Genomic DNA, 20,036 nt, shown 5'->3' with positions numbered 1-20,036 from the left:
ATGCTCGAAAACGCGAAGGGGAGTAGCTCCCAATGTCGCGGTCGACATGCTGACGCCTCCGGGTGTCCGGCCGGACAGCCTCACCAGAGGCGAGCGAGACCTTCGACTTGGCTGTTGTTCACAACGGCCGGGTCGAAGACGCCCCTGGGCCAAAACTTCCTCCCGGTCCTGAATGCCCCCGGGAGTTTTTGGTGGATGGTTTCCTCGCCGCGCTGGCGATCAGCTTTGCGGTCATCTTCGTGGCCGAGCTCGGCGATAAATCGCAGCTCATGGCCCTCACCTTCGCCACCCGCTTCAAGCCGTGGCCGGTGCTGATCGGCATCACCGTGGCGACTGCCGTGGTGCACCTCGTCTCGGTGGGCATCGGTTACGGCCTCGGCGCCACCCTGCCGACCGGCTGGATCTCGCTGGTGGCCGGCATCGCGTTCCTCGCCTTCGGCGCCTGGACGCTGCGCGGTGACAAACTGACCGACGATGAGAAGACCAAGGCCGAGCGCACCACCGGCTCGGCGATCTGGGCCGTCGGCGGCGCGTTCTTCCTGGCCGAGCTGGGTGACAAGACGATGCTCGCGACGATCACGCTGGCCACCCAGCATGGCTGGTTCGGCACCTGGGTCGGCTCGACGATCGGCATGGTCGCCGCCGACGCGCTGGCCATCGTGGTCGGCCGGATGCTCGGCCGCCATCTACCGGAGAAATTCATCAAGTACGGTGCGGCCGCGCTCTTCGCTATCTTCGGCATCTGGTTGATCGTGGAAGCGATCATCAAACTGCGATAGGGGTTGCCGTGCTGCAGTACCGGGCGGAGCTGGACGCCGAGATCACCCTCAGCAACGGCGGCAGCGTGACGGCGCGCGCCCTGCTCGTGGAAGTGCCGCACGCCGACGTCACCCACCCCGAGGTGGCCCGGCTGGCGGTCGCCGCGCTCGGCCTGGCCGGCGCGAAGGTCGACCTCACGTCGGTCCGGGTCTTCGGCGAGACCGTCGCGGCCGGCGGCGGCCGAACCCCACAACGGATCGAGTACGTCGAACTCAGTCACGTGATCGAGTCGGGCATGACCACTTACGCCGGTCTGCCCGGCCCGGTCATCTCGGCCTACCGCACCTGGGCGGAGTCCCGGCCCGGCTACGCCGAGGGCACCGAGTTCAGCTTCGACCGGATCGAGATGATCGGGCAGACCGGCACCTACCTCGACAGCCCTCGGCACCGCTACCAGGACGGCACCGACCTGGCCGGCCTCCCGCTCGGCCGGCTCGCCGACCTGCCGGCCGTGGTGGTCCGCACGGTCGACAACGACGGCCGCGCGGTCGACGCCGGCGACCTCGAGCCGTACGTGGTGGCGGGGCACGCGGTGCTGCTGCACACCGGCGGCGACCGGCACTGGGGGACGGACGCCTACGGGACGGACGCGCCGTTCCTGACCGAGGCGGGCGCCCGGTTGCTGGTCGAGCGGGGTGCCGCCCTGGTCGGCATCGACTCGGCCAATATCGACGACGCCGTGCCGGGCGGGCCGCGGCCGGCGCACAGCGTGCTGCTGGCGGTCGGCATCCCGATCGTCGAGCACCTCACCAACCTCGGCGAGCTGCCGCCGCTGGGGGCCCGGTTCACCGCGGCGCCGCCCCGGATCGTCGGCTTCGGCACCTTCCCGGTGCGGGCGTTCGCCACCATGCCGTGGTTCGAACCGCATGATCACACCCGGTCGGCGGGTTGGCTTCCCACCGCAGTTCAGCAGTCATGACGGAGACCGGCACGGCTGTCGCGATGGCGGCCGTGCAGTTCCAGCGGGGCGACCCGGATGCGGCGGTCGGCCTGCTCGGCCCGGTGCTCGCGGCCGAGCCGGACAACGTGCGCGCGCTCGTGCTGATGACCCACGCCCAGCTCGCCCTCAAGCACCCCGACCTCGCCTATCGCGTCGCCCAGCGGGCGGTGCACGTCGCGCCCGACTCGGCCGAGGCGCTCGGCGCGCTGAGCCGGGCCTTCACCGGGCTGGACCGGCACGACGAGGCGGTCGAGGTGGCACAGCGGGCCAGCCGGCTCGAACCGGACAACGCGTACCGGCACAACCGGCTCGCCTGGGCGCTGCTCGGCGACGGCCGGCGGACGATCGAGGCCGAGCACGCGGCCCGGCTGGCGGTGCAGCTCGACCCGAACGAGGCCGACTTCCGGATCACCTACGCCATGGTGATGAAGCAGCTCGACTACACCGACCGGGCCCGGCAGGCGCTGCGCGACGCGCTCGCCCTGGAACCCGACAACGCGGTCGCGCAGCACGAACTGGCCACCCTCGACGTGGTGCACCGCAATCCGTTCGCGCTGGGCCGGTTGGCCCGGGGCGCCAGCGGGCTGGCCGGGGCGCTGCGGTCCGACCCCCGGCAGCAGGCCAGCCGGTTCATGCTCGACGTGGCGTTGCGGCGCTTCCTGGTCTACACGGCCGTGCTGCTCGCGGTGCTGGCCTACGTGGGCTGGCGGATGACCGAGTTCTCGGTGGCCGGTGCTCGGCTGCTGGCCGGGGCGTCGGCGCTGACCACGGTCGGCTTCGCGGCCTACTTCGTACTGCGGTTGGATCGCCCGCTCCGTGCGTACCTGCTCAATGTTCTGGCCTATGGCCGGCAGCGGATCGCTGCGATCGGCTTCGCGGTCTGCCTTCTGCTTCTGCTCGTCTCGACGTTCGCGCCGGCCGGCTGGCTGCCCTGGCTGCTCGGGACGGCCGCGCTGGGCGGCTTCGCGGTCCGGCTGCTGACCGTCTCGGCCACCAACGCGCACGTGCGGGCGGCCGGCGTCGGCGCTCAGCCGGACCGGGTCAGCGTGGTGCTCTGGTGGGTGATCATCGGCTGCATGGTCACCGCGATCCTGCTGCAGATCGGCACCGCCGACGCCGCGTGGTGGTTCTCGGCGGCCGCCCTGACCCTGGTGGCCGCGGCGATGGTGTGTCTGCTGGTGATCGTTCGGCGCCGTCGCGCTCGCCGGGAGGCTTTCCGGGGAATCCGCAGATGAATTGCGGCATTTCGCCGAGAATGGGCGAGTGAGCCCCGACTCCAGCGCGCAGAGTGCCACCGAGTTGGGCATTGCCCGTGCCGCGGCGCTGTTCGAGCGGCTCGATGTTCCGGCCGCGATCGCCGTCCTCGAGCCGGCGCTGGTTGCTGACCCGAGCACGGTGGAGGGCTGGAACCTGATGGCCCGGCTGCGGCTCGCCGCCGACCAGGCGGCGGCCGCGTTCGACGCGGCCAACCGGGCGATCGCGCTGGCCCCGGACAACCCGCGGTCGCTGGCCACCGCGAGCCGGGCGTTGTCGCTGCTCGGGCGGCACGAGGAGGCGGTCACGATGGCCTACCGGGCGGTGATCGTCGAGCCGGTGAACCCGCAGTGGCACGACCGGGTGGCGTGGGCGCTGCTCGCCGCCGACCGCCAGTTCGCCGACGCCGAGCAGTCCGCGCGCACCGCGATCGGGCTGGACCCGAACGAGGCCCACTACTACTTCACGCACGGCGTGACGCTGGACGCGCTCGGGCACTCCGACCAGGCCCGGCAGGCCCTGCTCACCTCGCTGAAGATGGAACCGGAGAACCCGGTCGCCCAGCACCGGCTGGCCGTGCTCAACGGCGAGGCCGCCCGCGAACCGGAACCGAAGAAGCGCGGCTGGAACCCGTTCCGCCGTAAGTAAGCCTCAACGCGTGTAGGCGAGCAGGTTCAGGTCGTGGACCGCGGCCGGCTCGACCGCCTGCACCAGCAATTTTCCGGCCGGCGAGAAGACCGACAGCGTCGTGCTCTCGTCGGTGCGGGCCCGGACCAGCAGGTTGCCGTCCGGACCGAAGACCGCGCCGACGACGCTGCCGGCCACCGGCAGCGGTTCCAGGTCGCCGGTGATCGTGTCGACCACCACGTCGGCCGGGTCGGTGCTGGCCGTGCCGATGTCGCCGGTGCTCTGCAGCGGCACCGTCACGTGCTGGCCGGTCACGTCCACGCTGGTCGGCTTGCACGCGGCCAGGCCGTCCGGGTTGTCCACCGGCTGCCGGTCACCGAACATCGGCACCACCGCGTTCGACTCGCCGGAGGAGACCTTCAGCGAGCAGTACGTCGTCGCGTACACCAGCGTGTTGCCGTCGCCTGACCAGCGGAAATGCTGGCCGGCGGCGAGCCGGCCGGGCAGTGGGGTCAGCGTGCCCGAATCGACCTGGAGGATCGCCGGGCGGCTCGTGACCACCAGCAGCCGGGCGCCGTCGGGGGACCACGCCGGAGCCTGCGCGGTGGTGGTGATGCCGGTCGCCACCGGTTGGGACTGGGCGCTGCCGGTCTCGCCGACCAGCAGCACGCCGCCGACGGCGTAGGCGATCCGGTTGCCGTCCGGGGAGATGCCGACCGCGGAGGGCGCCCCGGACAGCACAGTCGTGGTGTCGCCGTCGGTGGGTGACAGTCGCACCACGTCCGGCTGGTTGCCGGTCTGCTGGTAGAAGACGTGCCCGGGCAGGTCGGCCAGCGCACGGGACTTCGGGGTGGCGGTGGGCGTGGCGGCCCGCGGCTGGTTCTTGCGCCGCGGCGAGGTGGTGCGGGTGCTCGCGTGGTGTTCCGGCGTTTCCGGGTGGTGGATGGCCGATGGGATGGGCGACGGCATCGGCTCGGGGGCCGGCGCCGACGCGGAGATCAGCGCCATCGGAGTGTGCCCGGTGTCCCGGTCCGGGAGCCGCCACAGGCCGCTGGCCAGCAGCACCAGCACGGCCAGCGCGGCGACCGTGCCGATCGCGGCCTCCCGGCGGGCGATCCGCCGGGACCGGTGCACCGCCCGCTCGTACATGTCGGCCGAGGTCACCTGGTCGGCGAGGTCGTGCAGCGACTCGCGCAGGCCGCCCTCGCCCGGGGTGGTCATCGGGGGTTCTCCGAGGTGAGCACCCGCAGGTCGGGCAGCAGCGTGCGGAGGCGTTCGAGGGCCCGGCCGGTCTGGGTCTTCACGGTGCTGACCGAGATGCCGAGCAACTGGGCGGCCTCGGCCTCGGTGTGGTCCTCGAAGTAGCGCAGCACGATCACCGCGCGCTGCTTGGCGCTGAGTGCGAGCAGGGCCCGGCGCAGGGTGAGCCGCTGGACCGCGGCCTCGGCCGGGTCGTCGGCGCCGGCCGGGTCGGTGGCGAACTCGCCCGGCAGCACCTCGGCGATCCGCGGCCGGCGCCACAGCGACACCTGCGCGTGGTACATCACCTTCCGCGCGTACGCCTCGGCGTTCTCGGGTTTCTCCAACCGCAACCACGCTCGATGAGTGCGGGCCAGCGCCTCCTGGACCAGGTCTTCGGCCAGGTGTTGATCTCCGGTCAAAAGGTACGCCGAGCGCAACAATGCGTGCGTCCGGGTGCGGACGAAATGCGCATAGTCGGCCTCTCGGGCGTCCATTGCCTGGTGTCCGATCGAGGGGTATTGGGAGACGTGAGCGTACCCACGCGGTTCAAATACCGCGGCCCCGCTCACGTCTCCCCCTTCCGTCGATCGCCCCGCAACGGATGCCCCGCCAATCGATGCCTCCCCGTGTGGGCACCGTCCGGCACACGGTTAGACGCCAAGTAGTGAACGACCGGTCGACGGCCGAACGGCCTATTTTCAATATGGGCCGAACGGATGCCCCCGGAGGGAGACAGCGTCATGGCACGTCCCCGGATCGTGATCGTCGGGGCCGGATTCGCCGGTTTCGCGGCGGCCCGCAAGCTCGCCAAGCTGTCGCACGGCAGCGCCGACATCGTCGTCATCAACCCGACCGACTACTTCCTCTACCTGCCGCTGCTGCCCGAGGTGGCCACCGGGCTGCTCGAACCGCGGCGGGTCACCGTCCCGCTCGCGGCGGCGCTGCCGGGTGTGCGGGTGGTGCTGGGCAGCGTCGAGGCCTTCGACCTGGACGGGCGCACCGTCACCCTGCGCGACCCGGAGGGCGCCCACCGCACGATCGGTTACCACCGACTGGTGATAGCGGTCGGCAGCGTCAACAAGCTGCTGCCGGTGCCCGGCGTGGTCGAGCACGCGCACGGCTTCCGCGGCATCTCCGAGGCGCTCTATCTGCGCGATCACCTCACCCGGCAGATCGAGATGGCCGGCAACGCGGCCGACGAGCCGGAACGGCAGGCGCGCTGCACGTTCGTGGTGGTCGGGGCCGGCTACACCGGCACCGAGGTGGCGGCGCAGGGCGTGCTCTACACCGACGACCTGGTCAGGGCGCGGCCGGTCGGGCACGGGCGGCCGCGCTGGCTGCTGCTGGACACCGCCGAGCGGGTGCTGCCCTCGCTCGACCACCGGCTGGCCGAGGCCGCCGACGCGGTGCTGCGCGAGCGCGGTGTCGAGGTGCTGCTGAAGACGAGCGTGCAGGAGGCGACCGCGGACGGGGTGCGGCTGTCCGGCGGTGAGTTCGTGCCGACCCGGTCGCTGATCTGGTGCGTCGGGGTGCGGCCCGACCCGGTGGTCGAGGGGCTAGGGCTGGCCACCGAGCACGGCCGGGTGGTGGTCGACGAGTTCCTCAACGTTCCGGGGCGGCCCGAGGTCTACGCGATCGGCGATGCCGCCGCGGTGCCCGACCTGACCAGGCCCGGGGAGATCACCGGGATGACCGCGCAGCACGCGGTCCGGCACGGCGCGGTCGCGGCGGGCAACATCGCGGCCTCCTACGGGTACGGGCGCCGACGCGCCTATCGGCACCATGACCTGGGGTTCGTCGTCGATCTCGGCGGACTGGACTCGGCGGCCAACCCACTTCGCCTGCCGCTGCGGGGACTACCCGCCAAGGTGGTCGCCCGCGGTTACCACCTGCTGTCGATGCCGGGCAACCGGGTGCGGGTGGCCGGTGACTGGCTGCTCGACTCGCTGCTGGGCCGGCAGGGGGTCCAACTCGGGCTGATCCGGGGTGACGCGGTGCCACTGGACAGCGGTAAGCCATTCAGCCAGCCATGATCGGCCGGTTTGCGGTGCGGATGTTCACCCGGACATAAGACTCACAAGTCATAATTCGGGGCATGCGATCTCGTTGGCTCGGCGTGCTGGTCGTCGCTGTCACCTTCGTCGCCGGCCCGGCGCCCGTGCGGGCGGCCACCCCGGACGTCCCGGGCGCGGTGATGGCCCGGTACACCTTCAACGGGCGAGCCGGGTCGATCGTCGACGAGTCCGGGCGCGGGCACACGCTGTCGGTGATCTCCGGGCAGGGCGGCTCGGTGCGCCCGGTGGTGCACGGCCAGGGCGCGGCGCTCGCCTTCCCGTCCCGCTGCGCGGCGCGGGCGTCGATCTGCCCGCACGTCGCGTTGCAGTCGCCCAGCACGCCCGACCTGAACCCGGGGACCCGGGACATCGCGTACGGCGCTGACGTCCTGCTCGCCCCCGGGCAGACCAGCAAGGGCCAGAACATCGTGCAGAAGGGTTACTCCACCACCAGCAGCCAGTGGAAGCTGCAGATCGACGGGGTGGCCGGCCGGCCCAGTTGCGTGCTGGTCGACCACCGCAAGCCGTTCATCCGGGTGGTGACCAGCTCGGTCACCGCCGCCGACGGGCGCTGGCACGCGCTCGCCTGCCGCCGCACCGGCACCACCCTGGCGGTCTACCTCGACGGGGTGGTGCGCGGCAGCGTGGTCGTGCCGGCCAATCTGTCGGTGACCAACAGCCGGCCGCTCAGCATCGGCGCCAAGGGCGCCTTTCCCGACAACGACCAGTTCAACGGCGCTCTAGACAACGTCTGGGTCGAGGTCGGCTAGGGCCGTCAGCACCTCGCTGCCCACCCCGGCCGCACCACGGCGTCGTAGTCGGCCTGGGCGGCGTCGGACACCGGCCGGGTGTCCCCGCTCGACACCCGCTATCCGGCCTCGATGGCTCCGGTAGCGACTGCGCCGAGTAGGTCGGCCTTCGGGGTGTCGCCGGATAGCTCCCAGGCGAAGGCGCCGCCCAGGGCCTTGCTGCGCGCGTACGCCATCTTGTCCTTGATGGTTGTCGGGGTGTCGTAGGACCACCATTGGGTGCCGCAGTGCGCGTAGGCGGTGCCGCCGGCCGTGCCGGTCGGTGGGCAGCGGACCGCCAGCACGTCGTAGTCCTCCAGGCCCTTCTCGAAGCGGCCGTCGGCCGGGCCGGTCGCCGAACCGCCGGGGTCGGAGGCCGTGACGCCGGTCCAGCCACGGCCGTAGAAACCGATGCCGAGCAGCACCTTCGCCGGTGGGACGCCCAGCTTGAGCAGCTCGTCGACGGTGGCCGAGGTGGTGTTTGTCGCCCTCGGGATGCCGGGGTAGGCGGTCAGCGGCGAGTGGGCCGCGGTGGTCTTGGCGTCGTCGGTGCCGAAGTAGTCGTAGGTCATCGCGCTCAGCCAGTTCGCCGTGCGGGACGCGGCCAGGTAGTCGGTCGCCTTGAGCTTGGCGATGTCGCCGGAGACCGGGGCACTGATCAGGGCCTTCGGCCCGAGTGCCGAGCGCAGCGCGGTGAGCACCTTCGGCAGCGCGTCCGGGCCGCTGGTGTCGCAGCGCAGGCCGCACGCGTTCGGGTACTCCCAGTCCACGTCGATGCCGTCGAACAGGCCGGCCCAGCGCGGATCGCCGAGCAGGTCCCGGCAGGAGGTGGCGAACGCGGCCGGGTCGCGGGCCGCCTCGGTGAAGCCGTCCGAGCCGGTCCAGCCGCCGAACGACCAGATCAGTCGCAGCCCGGGGTGCTTCGCCTTGAGCTTGCGCAACTGCCCGAAGTTGCCGCGCAGCGTGGCGTCGGGCTGGTCGGCGACCCCGTCGACGCTGTCCGCGGCCGGCATCGGTTTCTGGTAGTCGGCCCAGCCGTCCGAGGCCGCGCACCGGCCGTCGGTGACCTTGCCGAACGCGTACACCAGATGGGTGAGTTTGCCGGCGGCGCCGCTCGCATCGAGATCTTTCACCTGGAAGTCGCGTCCGTAGACGCCCCAGTTGGTGAAGTAGCCGACCACCTTGGTGGTCGGCCGTTCGGGTGGTGGTTCGGCCTTACCGGAACAGGCGAGAAGCGCCAGCGGCAGCAGAAGGACAGGAAGGGCTAGTCGGCGCACCGCGCCGAAGCTATCCGGAAGCGCCGGAGCGACGGCCGGTCGTTCCCCCGAACGGGTGTGACTTCCATACCGGGGTGATTCGCGGCACGGGGAGCCATCGAAACAGCCGGTTGTGCGATTGTTTCCCGGTGGCCGTAAGCCCGCATGAACCTCCGCCCGCGCCGACCACCAGGGACCTGCGTGGCGAGCTGCGTGTTCTGCTGAGCTGGCGGCGCGTCTTCAACCGGTTGCGGGCGGTGCTGCGCAGCGCCCTGGTCACCTTCGTCGTGCTGACCGCCACCCTGTGGCTGATGCCCGGCGTGGCCAGCGCCGACATCGTGCAGACCCTGGGCCTGGTGTTGCTGGTCGCCGGGACCGGCGCGGTGCTGCGGCCGCTGCTGCTGGTCGGCATCGTCGCGCTCGGCGGCTGGGGTGCCATGCTGCTCGGCGTCGTCGCCCAGATCACGGTGATCGTGGTGGCCCTCGAACTCGACCCGGCCGAGCGGATCAGCGGCCTTCCGTCCCTGGTCATCGCCGCGATCCTGGCCGTCGTCTTCGCCGCCATCATCGACTGGATGCTCGACTCCGGCTCCGACGACACGTTCGTCAAGGAGGCCAAGCGGCTCATGCGCGGGGTGCGCCGGCGGCAGATGCGGCAGGCCGGCGGGCCGATCCTCACCCTGCGCCGGCCCCGCCAGGGCACCGAGCCGGGCCTGCTCATGCTGCAGTTCGACGGGCTCTCCGAGCCGGTGCTGCGCTGGGCGGTGCGGGCCGGCAACCTGCCCACCCTGGGCTATTGGCTGCGCTCCGGCAGCCACAGCATGGTCGGCTGGCACACCGGGATGCCGTCCACCACGCCCGCCTCGCAGGCCGGCATCCTGCACGGTGCCTTCCGGCAGATCCCGGCGTTCCGGTGGTACGAGAAGGACACCGGCAAGCTGATGGTCACCAACCGGCCCCGGGACGCGGCCACGATCGAGCCGCGGCTGTCCGACGGGCGCGGACTGCTGCGCGACGGCGGGGTCAGCATCGGCAACGCGTTCAGCGGGGACGCCGTGGTCAGCCTGCTCACGGTCAGCCACGCGGCGCTGCCCGGCCGGTCGGCGCGCGGCTGGGCGGCGTTCATGGCCTCGCCGTACGGCTTCACCCGGGCCCTGGTGCTCGGCGTCGGTGAGGTGTTCACCGAGCTGCACCAGGCCCGTCTCCAGCGCCGCCGCAACCTCCAGCCCCGGGTCAGCCGCTCCGGTGCGTTCCTGGCCCTGCGCCCGGCCTCGATGCTGCTGCGGGACGTCAACATCTCGCTGATCGCCGAGCAGATGGCCCGCGGTGCCCCGGCCGTCTACTGCGACCTGGTCGATTACGACGAGGTGGCACACCACGCCGGCCCGGCCCGGCCGGAGTCGATGCGGCAGCTGGAGAGCCTCGACCGGATGCTGGGCGTGCTGGAACGGCTCGCCCCCGAGGCGGCCCGTCGCTACCACATCGTGGTGCTCTCCGACCACGGACAGAGTCAGGGCGCCACGTTCCGGCAGCGCTACGGCGAGACCCTGGACGGGATGGTCGGGCGGCTGTCCGCGCCGGATCAGGCGGACGGCCCGGCCACCCCGGCCGAGGAGTCGGCAAACGAACCGGACCCGCCGGTCGCGCCGCTGCTGGTGGTCTCGTCCGGCAACCTGTCCCTGCTCTACCTGACCCGGTTCGCGCACCGGCTGTGCCGGGCCGAGATCGACGAGGCCTACCCCCGGCTGGTGCCGGGGCTGGTCGCCCATCCGGGGATCGGGCTGGTGGTGGTCCGGGACGAGGACGGACCGGTCGCGCTCGGTACCTCCGGCCTGCACCGGCTGCGTGACGGCACGGTCGAGGGCGCCGACCCGCTCCTGCCGTACGGTCCGCAGGCCCGCGCCGACCTGCTGCGTCACCAGGATGCGATGCACGTCGGCGACCTGGTGCTGATCTCCTCGGTGGACCCGGTGACCGAGGAGGTCGCCGCGTTCGAGGAGCTGGTCGGCTCGCACGGCGGGCTGGGCGGCTGGCAGACCGAGGCAGTCCTGGTGCACCCGTCGCGGTGGCCGGTCGGCCGGCCCGAGCTCGACGGTCCGGACGCGGTGCACCGCCAGTTGGTCGAGTGGCTGGACATGCTCGGCCTGCGGACCCAGCCGGTCGAGGCGGACGAGTTGGAAGCCGAAACTTCGGCGCCGAGACTTTCCCGTGCGCACGACGGTTAAGGGTGTGTGTCCGTACTCCTCAGAGCCGTCGCTCTCGTCGCCATCCTTGTTTTCGGCCTGTTCGCCGGCTTGCCGGCGCAGGCCACCGAGACCGGCAGCCGGGTACTGGATTCCGCGCCCACGTTCAACGGCGGGGTCTACGCGATCGCCCAGCGCGGCCCGGTCGTCTACCTCGGTGGTGCCTTCACCACGGCCACCTACCGGGGCCGCACCTACCCGCGGCTGCGGCTCGCGGCCCTGGACGCACGCACCGGCGCGCTGCTGAGCTGGGCCCCCGAGGCCGACGGCACGGTCCGGGCGCTGGTCTCCACCGACGACAGCATCTTCGTGGCCGGTGACTTCCACGCCGTCGGCGGCCACGACCGCGACTCGCTGGCCCAGCTCAGTCCGGGCAGCAGCGCGGTGCTCCCGTTCAAGCACACCCTGGCCGGCACCGCCTACACGCTGGCCAGCGGCAACGGCCGGCTCTACCTGGGCGGCAGCTTCACCGACGTGGACGGGCATCCGCGGACCCGGCTCGCCGCGTTCTCGCTGCGGACCGGCGAACTGGACGACCGCTGGCGGCCCAGGGCCGACGACGCCGTGCACACCCTCGTCGCGTACGGCGGCCAGGTGTTCGCCGGCGGCGGGTTCCACACCATCGACGAGGTGCGCGGCACGCTGCGGCTGGCCGTCATGCACGGCAAGACCGGCGAGGTCAACGAGGACTTCCTGCCCAAGGCGCCGGCCGAGGTGCGGTCCATCGCGGTCGACAAGGCCGGCGTCTACGCGGCCACGGCCGGGGTGGGTGGCCGGGCGATCGCCTACTCGTTCAAGGGAAAGATGCGCTGGCAGCGGGTGTTCGACGGGGACGCGGCCGCGATCGCCACCCTCGGCGGTCTCACCTACGTCGGCGGTCACTTCGACAGTGCCTGCCTGACCGCCAAGAACGGTGCGCACGGTGCGTGCGTGGACGGGTCGCAGCCACGCTACAAGCTGGCCGCGGTGACCGCGAGCGGCGAGCTGGCCCCGTGGGCGCCGCAGGGCAACGGCATCATCGGAGTGCGGGCCCTGAGCGTCAATGAGGACACCGGGATCCTGGTGGCCGGCGGCGACTTCACCACGATCAACGGCCTGGACCGCCGCCGGTTGGCCATCTTTTAAAGAGCGCCTCGGCGCTTGGCGAACCGCTGGGTGATCTGCCACCAGCGGGTCGGGGTGAGCCGGATCAGCCAGTCCCCGGCTCGGGCTTCCTTACTGATCAGCAGCCGGGGGCGGCGGGCCTGGATGGCGGCGACGATCTGCCGGGCCGCTTCCTCGGCCGGCACGGTCAGTGCCGTCTGCTCGAACCGCCGGGCCTGCTCGGCCTGCTCACCGTCCGGGTCGGCGCCGCTGAGCCGGGCGTTGGTGGCGATGCTGGTCTTGATGCCGCCGGGGTGCACGACGGTGACGCCGACGCCGAGCGGCTCGATCTCGTGCCGCAGCGCCTCGGTGAAGCCGCGCACGCCGAACTTGCTGGTCACGTAGGCGACCTGGCCGGGCGGGGCGATCAGGCCGAACAGGCTGCTGACGTTGACCAGGTGCGCACCGGGGCGGGCCAGCAGCTGCGGCAGGAACGCCTTGGTCATCCGGATGACGGCGTGCAGGTTGATCTCCAGCAGCCAGTCGAAATCGGACATCCGGTTCTGCTCGAAAGTGCCCATCAGGGTCACCCCGGCATTGTTGATCAAAAGATCGATCCCGCCATGGCGGGACGCGATCTCGGCGGCCAGGTCCAGCCGGTCGCCCCCATCGCTCAGATCTACTTTGTACGTCGTGACCTCCGCCCCCATCTCGCGGGCCACCGCGGCCACCCGTTCGAGACCGTCGGTGTCGACGTCGAGCAGCGCCAGCACCGCGCGCCGCTTGGCCAGCTCGAGGGCCACCGCCGCGCCGATGCCACTGGCCGCCCCGGTGATCAGGCAGATCCGCCCGGCGAACGCGAACCGTTTCATCGTGGGGTCCTCCCGAAGGTCACGTCAGCCCGATCACTCATCGGCCCATTATCGGGCCGCCGAACCGTAAGCTGCGGATCATGACCGCGCCTCGTCCGCAAGCCCCGCTCGTGAACTCGCAGGCGGTGCTGGCACCGCTCACCGATGCTGCCGTCTTCCTGGTGCTCACCGTCCGCCCGGGCGGCGAGGCAACCGTGCGAGACCTGCTCGAGGACCTGAGCGGGTTGCAGCGCTCGGTCGGCTTCCGGTTGCCGGCCGCCGAGCTGTCCTGCGTCACCGGTATCGGCCGCGAGCTGTGGGACCGGCTGTTCACCGGGTCGCGCCCGGCCGAGCTGCACAAGTTCCGGGCCTGGAAGGGCCCCCGGCACACCGCCCCGGCGACCCCGGGTGACCTGCTCTTCCACATCCGGGCCGGGCAGATGGACGTCTGCTTCGAGCTGGCCGCGAAGATCGCCGAGCGGCTCTCGCTGGTCGCCGACGTGGTCGACGAGACGCACGGCTTCAAGTACTTCGACGAGCGCGACCTGCTCGGCTTCGTGGACGGCACCGAGAACCCGACCGGTGACGAGGCGGCCGAGGCGGTGCTGATCGGTGACGAGGACCCGGACTTCGCCGGCGGCACCTATGTCATCGTGCAGAAATACCTGCACGACATGGCGGCCTGGAACGGGCTGACCGTCGAGCAGCAGGAGGCCGCGATCGGCCGGACCAAGCTCGACAACATCGAGCTCAAGGACAAGGCGGCCAACTCGCACGTCGCGCTCAACACGGTCGACGACCCGGACGGCAACGAGCTGAAGATCCTGCGGGACAACATGCCGTTCGGCTCGATCAAAGAGGGCGAGTTCGGCACCTACTACATCGCGTACGCGGCCACGCCGGACGTGCCGGAGCTGATGCTGCGCCGGATGTTCCTCGGCGACCCGCCCGGGAACTCCGACCGGATCCTCGACTTCTCGACCGCGGTGACCGGTTCGCTGTTCTACGTGCCGACCGCGGCGTTCCTGGACGACCTACCCGAGTAATTCGGCCAGATCGGCCAGGGTGGTGAGGCGGATGTCGCCGTCCAGGCCACGCAGCGCGGCGGTGCGGGCACCGGCCGCCCGGGCGGCCTGCAGGCCCACCTCGGCGTCCTCCACCACCAGGCAGTCCGCCGGATCTTTGCCCAGCAGCTCGGCGCCCCGCAGGTAGCCGGCCGGGTCGGGCTTGCCGGCCGGTACGTCGTCGATGGTGACCAGCACCGGCGGGACGATGCCGGCCGCGTCCAGCCGGGCCTTCGCCAGCCGGGTGTCCGCGCTGGTCACCACGGCCCAGGGCAGGCCGCGCCGGGCCAGCACGTCGAGCAGCTCCCGGGCGCCGGGAGCGGCCACCACGTCGGCGAGATCGTCGTACTGCAGCTCGAGCTGGCGCATCACGGCGCGCTGCAGGTCCTCCTCGCCCAGGTGCGGGAGCAGCTTGGGGACGGTGGCGGCGCTGGGTGCGCCGTGCGCCAGCCGGTGCGCGGCCGGGCCGTCCACGCCGTACTCCTCGCCCCAGTTCAGCCAGGATCGCTCGACCGCGTTGTCGGAGTCGACAAGCGTGCCGTCCATGTCGAAGAGCACTGCCTTGATATCCGCCACCTAATGCCTCCACAGCTCCGACATAGTCGCCCTGGCCAGTCTCCCTGGTTGGCAGGAACGAACCGAGGGAGACCCGAAACGATGACCGTTTACGACCATTCGACCCGTTCGTCCGGCGAACCTCCGACCTGGCCCCACCACTCCGACCCTGATGGTTACTACGCGGATCCGCCGGTCTCCGGTGGCTTCCGGGACGATCCGCCGTTCCAGGCGGACTACCGGGACGACCCCCGGTTCGCCGCCCACCGGGTCCAGACGCCGGTGCGTGCGGTCGATCCCTACCAGGATTCGCCGAGCCGGCCGCCGGCCGAGTGGACGCCGGCGCACGTCGACGGTCCGCCGCCGGCCTGGACGCCGCCCGAGAACGGCAGCGCCGCCGCACCCGCCGCGGCGCCGAAGAACAAACGGCTCGCGCTGATCGGCGGGATCGTGGCGGTGGCCGTGGCCAGCGCCGGGGTCACCGCCGGCGTGATGGCGGCGGTCGGCGGCGGCAGCTCCACGGCCACGGGACCCGGCGGCGGCCAGGGGATCGGCCAGGGCGGACCGGGTGGCAACCAGGGCGCGGCGACCGCGACGACGAGTGCGCTGCACGGGACGTATGTGGTGTCCGACGGCAACGGCGGCTACACCACGCAACTCACCCAGACCGGGACGGTCTCCACGATCAGCGGCACCTCGATCACGGTGAAGAGCGACGACGGCTACAGCAAGACGTACGTGATCAGCACCTCGACCACGGTCGGGACCGGGCGGATCGCCGACGTGCTCAAGGGGCACACCGTGCGGATCGTGGCGACCAGCGCCAAGCAGACGGTCACCGCCGGCTCGATCACCGACACCAGCCTCGCCGCCGGCGGCGCTCCGAACTGACCCACCTACAGGGCTGCGGGGCCCTGACGAAGCAGCCCGCCTCGATCAAGGATCGGGGCGGGCTGCTTCGCGTGTTGCGTCGATCAGCGACCGGTGGCCCGGCGCGGGGCGCGACGAGCGGCGACGGGCTGCTCGGCGGGCGCCGTGCGGGTCGTCGTGGCCCGGCCGGTGCGGGCCGGAGCGGCCTTGGCGGGCGCGGCGGGCCGAGCGGCGCGGGTGGCCCGGACCGGAGCGGCGATGGGCTCGGTGATCGGCTCCACCACCGGTTCGACGACCGGCTCGGTGACGGCCTCGACGACCGGCTCGGTCACCGGCTCCACGACGGGTGCCGCGGGCGGCTCCACGACGGCCTCAGGGGCCGGGGTGGCGGTGGCCACGACGGGGGCGGGCGCGGCGGACGCGGCAGCCTCGAGGTCGCGCGCCTTTTCCCGGCGGATCAGGTCGGCGAGAACCGCTTTGTCGTACTTCGTGTCGCTCTCGGCGGCACGACCCTTCGTCTTCGCCGCTCGGGTGATCGCCTTCTTGTGCGCCTTCGTCAGGCGTACCCGATCGCGGTCCTGGGTTTTGAGGGAGCGCTTGAGGCGCTTCGCCTCGGCCTCGACGTTGCGCAGGGACTGCTTCTGCTGCTGGGTGAGCTCGGCATTGCTGCGGAGCCGGTTGTCCAGTTCAGCGACGGCCAGCCGGGCCTTCTCGGCGGCTGCGCCGGCGGAAGCGGACTGCGCACGACGACGGTCGAGCTGAGGGGTGGTCACGAACTCTCCTTCCGTTTCGCACCCTCCGGCGGGTGAGCGTCAGCTCTGCGGTTCCTCGACGGGTTCCTCGACGACCTCCGCGGCGGTGCGGGCTCGTCGGCGTCTGATGTGCCGGAGGTGCAAGGTGACGTAGGCGACCACCGCGAGGGTAACTATGGCGATCGCCCACCATTTGTATCGGTGCGCGTGCTCGATGATCTCGACGAGATGCGTTCCGAACGCGTACGCGACGCCCGTCCACCAACCGACCCAGATCGCCGCCCCGATCGTGTTGTAAATCAGGAACGTGCGCCACGGCATCGCGGTGATTCCCGCGATCACGCCGTTGAACTGCCGGAGACCGTCAATGAAACGAGCGATGACGACAATACGTCCGCCGCGGCGTGCGAAGAAACCTTCGGCCCGTTCCAGGCGCTCGGGTGTGAGGAAGACGTACTTTCCCCAGCGGTGTACGGCCTTGCGGCCGCCGCGCACACCGATCCAGTAACCGATGTTGTCGCCGAGCACCGCCGCGACGAAGGCGACCGCTGCGACACCGAAGATGTTGAGCCGACCGGCGCCGGCGTAGATGGCCGCGGCCACCATGATCGTCTGACCGGGAGCGGGGACGCCGAAGCTTTCCACGCCGATCATGGCCGCGACGGCCGTGTAGCCCCATCGGTCGAGGATCGGGGCGACGCCGTGCAGGAATCCGGGAAGGTCGGCAGAAGGTGGCATCGGGTATCTACCGTAGCCGGGCCCGGGTGCGGGAAACCTGTGGAGTCACTACTTCTGGTTGATCCCCTAATGGGTGGCGAGTTCGCTCGCCCGGGGCGTGGTGCGGCCCATCCGGGCGCGGATCGCCGGGATCGGCAGGCTCGGGATGGTGCGGCGGAGCCGGGCGATGCCGCGCAGGTCCTCGCGGGCGGTGGCGACGATGTCGACCTTGCTGTTCGGGTCGTCCACCCAGTCGACCGGCACCTCGTGGGTGCGCAGCCCGGTCCGCTCGGCCAGCACCAGCAGCTCGGTGTCGAAGAACCAGTTGGTGTCCTGGACCAGCGGCAGCAGCTGGTGCGCCACGTCGGCCCGGATCGCCTTGAAGCCGCACTGGGCGTCGGAGAACCGGGCGCCGAGGGCGGCCCGCAGGATCAGGTTGTAGCTGCGCGAGATGAACTCCCGCTTCGGCCCGCGCACGACCCGGGAGCCGCGCTTGAGGCGGGACCCGATGGCCAGGTCGGAGTGGCCGGAGACGAGCGGGGCGACAAGCGGCAGCAGGCCGGCGAGATCGGTGGACAGGTCGACGTCCATGTACGCCAGCACGTCGGCGTTCGAATTGAGCCAGGTGTACTTCAACGCCCGTCCACGGCCCTTGTCGGCCAGGTAGACCGCCGTGACCTCGGGCAGCTCGACCGCGAGCCGCCCGGCGATCATCGGCGTCTCGTCGGTGCTGGCGTTGTCCGCGATGGTGATCCGGAACGGGTACGGCAGCACGGAGAGCAGGTAGCCGCGGAGCCGGCGCACGCTCCGCTCGAGGTCGGCGGCTTCGTTGTAGACGGGGATGACCACGTCGAGTACTGGTCTCATGCGATCAAAGGTCGGTCGCGGCACTTTCCGCAGGGTGTGGCGTGACTGTGTCGGCTCTGTGAAAGTCGCCGTGATCAACCGGTGATGGTTGGCGAGTTGTAGTCATGGGTATCACTCGGCGCGGAAGCAACCCCCCGCTGATTGGAGCGCTCCCATGTTGGTCATCGGCCTGATCCTCTTGCTGATTGGCATCTTCGCCCACATCTCGATCCTCACCACGATCGGAACCATCCTGCTGATCGTCGGTGCCGTGTTTTGGATCCTCGGCTCGGTCGGGCGCCCGATCGGCGGCCGGAAATATTGGTATTGATGTATTTGCACCATTGATGACCATCACTTCCGCCGAGCGGCTCTGTAGATCGAGCCGTTCGGCGGAGTTGTGTCTCATGATCGACTGCTTAGCTCGGTGGTCGTTTCCGGCCGAGAAGGGCGATCATGGGGGCTCACAGGCTCATTTCGGCGCGCCGCAACGTCAAGGTCAAGGCTGCGTTCAGCGCCCTGATACTCGCGGCGTCGTCGTTCACGCTGGCCCAGGCTGATGCCGGGGCAGCGACCGCATACTCCACCGTCCAACCCGGATCGTTCACGGGATACGCCTTCGACGCGTGCACGGCACCGTCCAGCAAGTCGATGGCGGCGTGGCGGGCGAACTCGCCGTACAAGGCGATCGGCATCTACATCGGTGGCGCCGCCCGCGGCTGCACCCAGACCAACCTCACCGCCGCGTGGGTGCAGGAACAGGTCACGGCCGGCTGGAAGCTGCTGCCGCTCTACGTTGGACCGCAGGCCACCTGCGCCTCGGTGCCGAAGAAGACGCTGATCGACAACAACAACGCGTACGCCCAGGGCCGCACCGTGGCCGGGGACGCGGTCACCCAGGCCACCGCGCTCGGCCTGGCCAAGCAGTCGATCATCATCTACGACCTCGAGGCGTACAGCACCAGCGACGCCACCTGCCGCAACGGCATCTACAACCTGATGAACGGCTGGACCCAGCGGCTGCACGAGCTGGGCTATCTCTCCGGGTTCTACTCGAGCGTCAGCTCCGGCATCGCCGACCAGCTCGCCTGGTACAACACCCCAGGTTACGCCCGGCCCGACTACATCGACTTCGCTCGGTGGGACCAGGTCGTCACCACCGCCGACGCGAAGATCCCGGCCACCGCGTGGCCCGGCAAGCGCCGGATGAAGCAGTACCGCGGCGGTCACACCGAGACGTACGGCGACGTGACCATCAACATCGACAACAACTACGTCGACTTCGCGCCGCTGCCGTCCGCCACGATGGCCGACTTCAACGGCACTGGCTGGTCGGACTTCCTGGCCAAACAGACGTCGAACGGGAACGTCTACCTCTACCCGGGCAACGGGGCGACGATTGCCTCGCGGATCACGGTCGGCACCAACTGGAAGTCGATGAACGCGATCATCCGGATCGGTGACCTCAACCGGGACGGCAAAGAGGACGTGATCGCCCGGCAGACCAACGGCGACCTGTGGTTCTACCCGGGCACCGGCACCGGTTTCGGCACCCGGAAGAAGCTCGCCACCAAGCAGACCAAGATCCGTGAGCTCGCCGCGGCCGGCGACCTCAACAAGGACGGTTACCCGGACATGGTCGCCGTCCAGGGCGGCACGCTCTACCTCTACCCGGGAGCCGCGGGTACGAAGTTCGGCGCCCGCAAGGCGATCTACAGCGGCGGCTGGACCACCCTCAACGAGCTGTCCGGGGTGGGCGACTTCAACCGGGACGGTTTCCCCGACCTGGTGGCCCGGCAGCCCTCGACCGGCAAGCTCTTCCTGTTCCCGGGTAAGAAGGGCGCCTACAACACCAGCAAGATTTCGCTCGGCACCGGCTGGAACGGCGTCCGCGACATCGTCGGCGTCGGTGACTTCGACCGGGACGGCTACACCGATCTGATCGGGGTTCGCACCCGGGACAGCGCCGTGCTGCTGTGGCGCGGCAACGGCAAGACGCTGAGCTCCCGGACGCTGGTCAGCGTGTTCAAGGGCTCGACTCCGCTGGCCTGACCTGGCTCACGACACAGCGAAGG

General features: G+C 70.8%; 19 protein-coding genes and 1 pseudogene. 12 read left to right on the top strand and 8 right to left on the bottom strand.

What is annotated here, in order from left to right:
• The first annotated feature begins 191 nt into the window (after positions 1–191).
• From Ate02nite_RS12155 to Ate02nite_RS12140, 4 genes are read left to right on the top strand one after another with little or no spacing between them, the layout of a single operon-like run.
• On the top strand, positions 192–779 hold the full coding sequence (locus Ate02nite_RS12155) for a TMEM165/GDT1 family protein (RefSeq protein ID WP_203804049.1): 588 nt from the start codon (positions 192–194) through the stop codon (positions 777–779).
• 8 nt (positions 780–787) lie between these two features.
• A complete protein-coding gene (locus Ate02nite_RS12150; RefSeq protein ID WP_203804047.1) occupies positions 788–1,738 on the top strand; it encodes a cyclase family protein in 951 nt (316 codons plus the stop codon).
• Positions 1,735–2,994: a tetratricopeptide repeat protein gene (locus Ate02nite_RS12145; RefSeq protein ID WP_203804045.1), complete on the top strand. Its 1,260-nt coding sequence runs from the start codon at positions 1,735–1,737 to the stop codon at positions 2,992–2,994. Before Ate02nite_RS12150 ends, Ate02nite_RS12145 begins: the two co-directional genes overlap by 4 nt.
• A 28-nt stretch (positions 2,995–3,022) precedes the next feature.
• A complete protein-coding gene (locus Ate02nite_RS12140; protein ID WP_239147331.1) occupies positions 3,023–3,661 on the top strand; it encodes a tetratricopeptide repeat protein in 639 nt (212 codons plus the stop codon).
• Between the two features lie 3 nt (positions 3,662–3,664).
• Here the strand turns inward: Ate02nite_RS12140 and Ate02nite_RS12135 are convergent, their stop codons facing one another.
• Together Ate02nite_RS12135 and Ate02nite_RS12130 are read right to left on the bottom strand one after the other, a co-directional pair.
• A complete protein-coding gene (locus Ate02nite_RS12135) occupies positions 3,665–4,861 on the bottom strand; it encodes a TolB family protein (protein WP_203804041.1) in 1,197 nt (398 codons plus the stop codon).
• On the bottom strand, positions 4,858–5,376 hold the full coding sequence (locus Ate02nite_RS12130; RefSeq protein ID WP_203804028.1) for a SigE family RNA polymerase sigma factor: 519 nt from the start codon (positions 5,374–5,376) through the stop codon (positions 4,858–4,860). The genes Ate02nite_RS12135 and Ate02nite_RS12130 overlap by 4 nt, the downstream gene beginning before the upstream one ends.
• Before the next feature lie 246 nt (positions 5,377–5,622).
• On the opposite strand from Ate02nite_RS12130, the gene Ate02nite_RS12125 reads away from it, so the two are divergent.
• Together Ate02nite_RS12125 and Ate02nite_RS12120 are read left to right on the top strand one after the other, a co-directional pair.
• Entirely contained in the window at positions 5,623–6,915 is a 1,293-nt protein-coding gene (locus Ate02nite_RS12125; protein WP_203804025.1) for an NAD(P)/FAD-dependent oxidoreductase, read from the top strand.
• A gap of 62 nt (positions 6,916–6,977) precedes the next feature.
• Positions 6,978–7,706 carry a LamG-like jellyroll fold domain-containing protein gene (locus Ate02nite_RS12120; protein WP_203804016.1) on the top strand — a complete coding sequence of 243 codons (729 nt, stop codon included), beginning with the start codon at positions 6,978–6,980 and terminating at the stop codon, positions 7,704–7,706.
• A 98-nt stretch (positions 7,707–7,804) separates the two neighbouring features.
• Here Ate02nite_RS12120 and Ate02nite_RS12115 read toward each other — a convergent pair whose 3' ends face one another.
• Positions 7,805–9,001 (bottom strand): glycoside hydrolase family 18 protein, encoded by a 1,197-nt coding sequence (locus Ate02nite_RS12115; RefSeq protein ID WP_203804005.1) that lies wholly within the window; start codon positions 8,999–9,001, stop codon positions 7,805–7,807.
• A gap of 128 nt (positions 9,002–9,129) precedes the next feature.
• On the opposite strand from Ate02nite_RS12115, the gene Ate02nite_RS12110 reads away from it, so the two are divergent.
• Entirely contained in the window at positions 9,130–11,205 is a 2,076-nt protein-coding gene (locus Ate02nite_RS12110; RefSeq protein WP_203804004.1) for a phage holin family protein, read from the top strand.
• Between the two features lie 6 nt (positions 11,206–11,211).
• Positions 11,212–12,348 carry a hypothetical protein gene (locus tag Ate02nite_RS12105; RefSeq protein WP_239147330.1) on the top strand — a complete coding sequence of 379 codons (1,137 nt, stop codon included), beginning with the start codon at positions 11,212–11,214 and terminating at the stop codon, positions 12,346–12,348.
• Here Ate02nite_RS12105 and Ate02nite_RS12100 read toward each other — a convergent pair.
• The gene (locus tag Ate02nite_RS12100) at positions 12,345–13,178 is read right to left on the bottom strand and encodes an SDR family NAD(P)-dependent oxidoreductase (RefSeq protein WP_203803995.1); all 834 of its coding nucleotides are present in this window, start codon (positions 13,176–13,178) and stop codon (positions 12,345–12,347) included. The two genes, Ate02nite_RS12105 and Ate02nite_RS12100, sit on opposite strands and share 4 nt — an antisense overlap.
• A gap of 80 nt (positions 13,179–13,258) precedes the next feature.
• Between Ate02nite_RS12100 and Ate02nite_RS12095 the strand changes: the two genes are divergently transcribed.
• A complete protein-coding gene (locus Ate02nite_RS12095; protein ID WP_239147329.1) occupies positions 13,259–14,203 on the top strand; it encodes a Dyp-type peroxidase in 945 nt (314 codons plus the stop codon).
• Here the strand turns inward: Ate02nite_RS12095 and Ate02nite_RS12090 are convergent.
• Complete coding sequence (locus Ate02nite_RS12090; RefSeq protein WP_239147328.1) at positions 14,192–14,797, bottom strand: HAD-IA family hydrolase; 606 nt, start codon at positions 14,795–14,797, stop codon at positions 14,192–14,194. The two genes, Ate02nite_RS12095 and Ate02nite_RS12090, sit on opposite strands and share 12 nt — an antisense overlap.
• An 81-nt stretch (positions 14,798–14,878) precedes the next feature.
• On the opposite strand from Ate02nite_RS12090, the gene Ate02nite_RS12085 reads away from it, so the two are divergent.
• Positions 14,879–15,667, top strand: coding sequence for a hypothetical protein (locus tag Ate02nite_RS12085; RefSeq protein ID WP_203803986.1), 789 nt, complete (start codon positions 14,879–14,881; stop codon positions 15,665–15,667).
• Positions 15,668–15,750: 83 nt separating this feature from the next.
• On the opposite strand, the gene Ate02nite_RS12080 is transcribed toward Ate02nite_RS12085, so the two are convergent.
• The 3 genes and pseudogenes from Ate02nite_RS12080 to Ate02nite_RS12070 form a co-directional block, all read right to left on the bottom strand.
• Positions 15,751–16,419 (bottom strand): hypothetical protein, encoded by a 669-nt coding sequence (locus tag Ate02nite_RS12080; RefSeq protein WP_203803983.1) that lies wholly within the window; start codon positions 16,417–16,419, stop codon positions 15,751–15,753.
• 39 nt (positions 16,420–16,458) lie between these two features.
• Entirely contained in the window at positions 16,459–17,136 is a 678-nt protein-coding gene (locus Ate02nite_RS12075; RefSeq protein WP_203803980.1) for a DedA family protein, read from the bottom strand.
• Positions 17,137–17,238: 102 nt separating this feature from the next.
• Positions 17,239–17,982: pseudogene (locus Ate02nite_RS12070) on the bottom strand (dolichyl-phosphate beta-glucosyltransferase); the annotation flags it as partial.
• A 154-nt stretch (positions 17,983–18,136) separates the two neighbouring features.
• On the opposite strand from Ate02nite_RS12070, the gene Ate02nite_RS12065 reads away from it, so the two are divergent.
• Both Ate02nite_RS12065 and Ate02nite_RS12060 read left to right on the top strand, forming a co-directional pair.
• Entirely contained in the window at positions 18,137–18,292 is a 156-nt protein-coding gene (locus tag Ate02nite_RS12065) for a DUF6131 family protein (RefSeq protein ID WP_203803974.1), read from the top strand.
• Positions 18,293–18,417: 125 nt separating this feature from the next.
• Positions 18,418–20,013, top strand: a complete 1,596-nt coding sequence (locus Ate02nite_RS12060) for a glycoside hydrolase domain-containing protein (RefSeq protein WP_203803972.1) — start codon at positions 18,418–18,420, stop codon at positions 20,011–20,013.
• Positions 20,014–20,036 lie beyond the last annotated feature (23 nt).

The organism is Paractinoplanes tereljensis, from assembly GCF_016862435.1.
GTDB lineage: Bacteria > Actinomycetota > Actinomycetes > Mycobacteriales > Micromonosporaceae > Actinoplanes > Actinoplanes tereljensis.
The sequence above is the reverse complement of the archived record's forward strand: the minus strand, read 5'-3'. Positions and strand labels throughout refer to the sequence as shown.

Excerpts from the sequence above, each read along its gene's own strand:
- Ate02nite_RS12145 (WP_203804045.1), top strand. The coding sequence starts at position 1,735 with ATGACGGAGACCGGCACGGCTGTCGCGATGGCGGCCGTGCAGTTCCAG.
- Ate02nite_RS12135 (WP_203804041.1), bottom strand. The coding sequence starts at position 4,861 with ATGACCACCCCGGGCGAGGGCGGCCTGCGCGAGTCGCTGCACGACCTC.
- Ate02nite_RS12130 (WP_203804028.1), bottom strand. The coding sequence starts at position 5,376 with ATGGACGCCCGAGAGGCCGACTATGCGCATTTCGTCCGCACCCGGACG.
- Ate02nite_RS12125 (WP_203804025.1), top strand. The coding sequence starts at position 5,623 with ATGGCACGTCCCCGGATCGTGATCGTCGGGGCCGGATTCGCCGGTTTC.
- Ate02nite_RS12120 (WP_203804016.1), top strand. The coding sequence starts at position 6,978 with ATGCGATCTCGTTGGCTCGGCGTGCTGGTCGTCGCTGTCACCTTCGTC.
- Ate02nite_RS12100 (WP_203803995.1), bottom strand. The coding sequence starts at position 13,178 with ATGAAACGGTTCGCGTTCGCCGGGCGGATCTGCCTGATCACCGGGGCG.
- Ate02nite_RS12095 (WP_239147329.1), top strand. The coding sequence starts at position 13,259 with ATGACCGCGCCTCGTCCGCAAGCCCCGCTCGTGAACTCGCAGGCGGTG.
- Ate02nite_RS12085 (WP_203803986.1), top strand. The coding sequence starts at position 14,879 with ATGACCGTTTACGACCATTCGACCCGTTCGTCCGGCGAACCTCCGACC.
- Ate02nite_RS12075 (WP_203803980.1), bottom strand. The coding sequence starts at position 17,136 with ATGCCACCTTCTGCCGACCTTCCCGGATTCCTGCACGGCGTCGCCCCG.
- Ate02nite_RS12065 (WP_203803974.1), top strand. The coding sequence starts at position 18,137 with ATGTTGGTCATCGGCCTGATCCTCTTGCTGATTGGCATCTTCGCCCAC.
- Ate02nite_RS12060 (WP_203803972.1), top strand. The coding sequence starts at position 18,418 with ATGGGGGCTCACAGGCTCATTTCGGCGCGCCGCAACGTCAAGGTCAAG.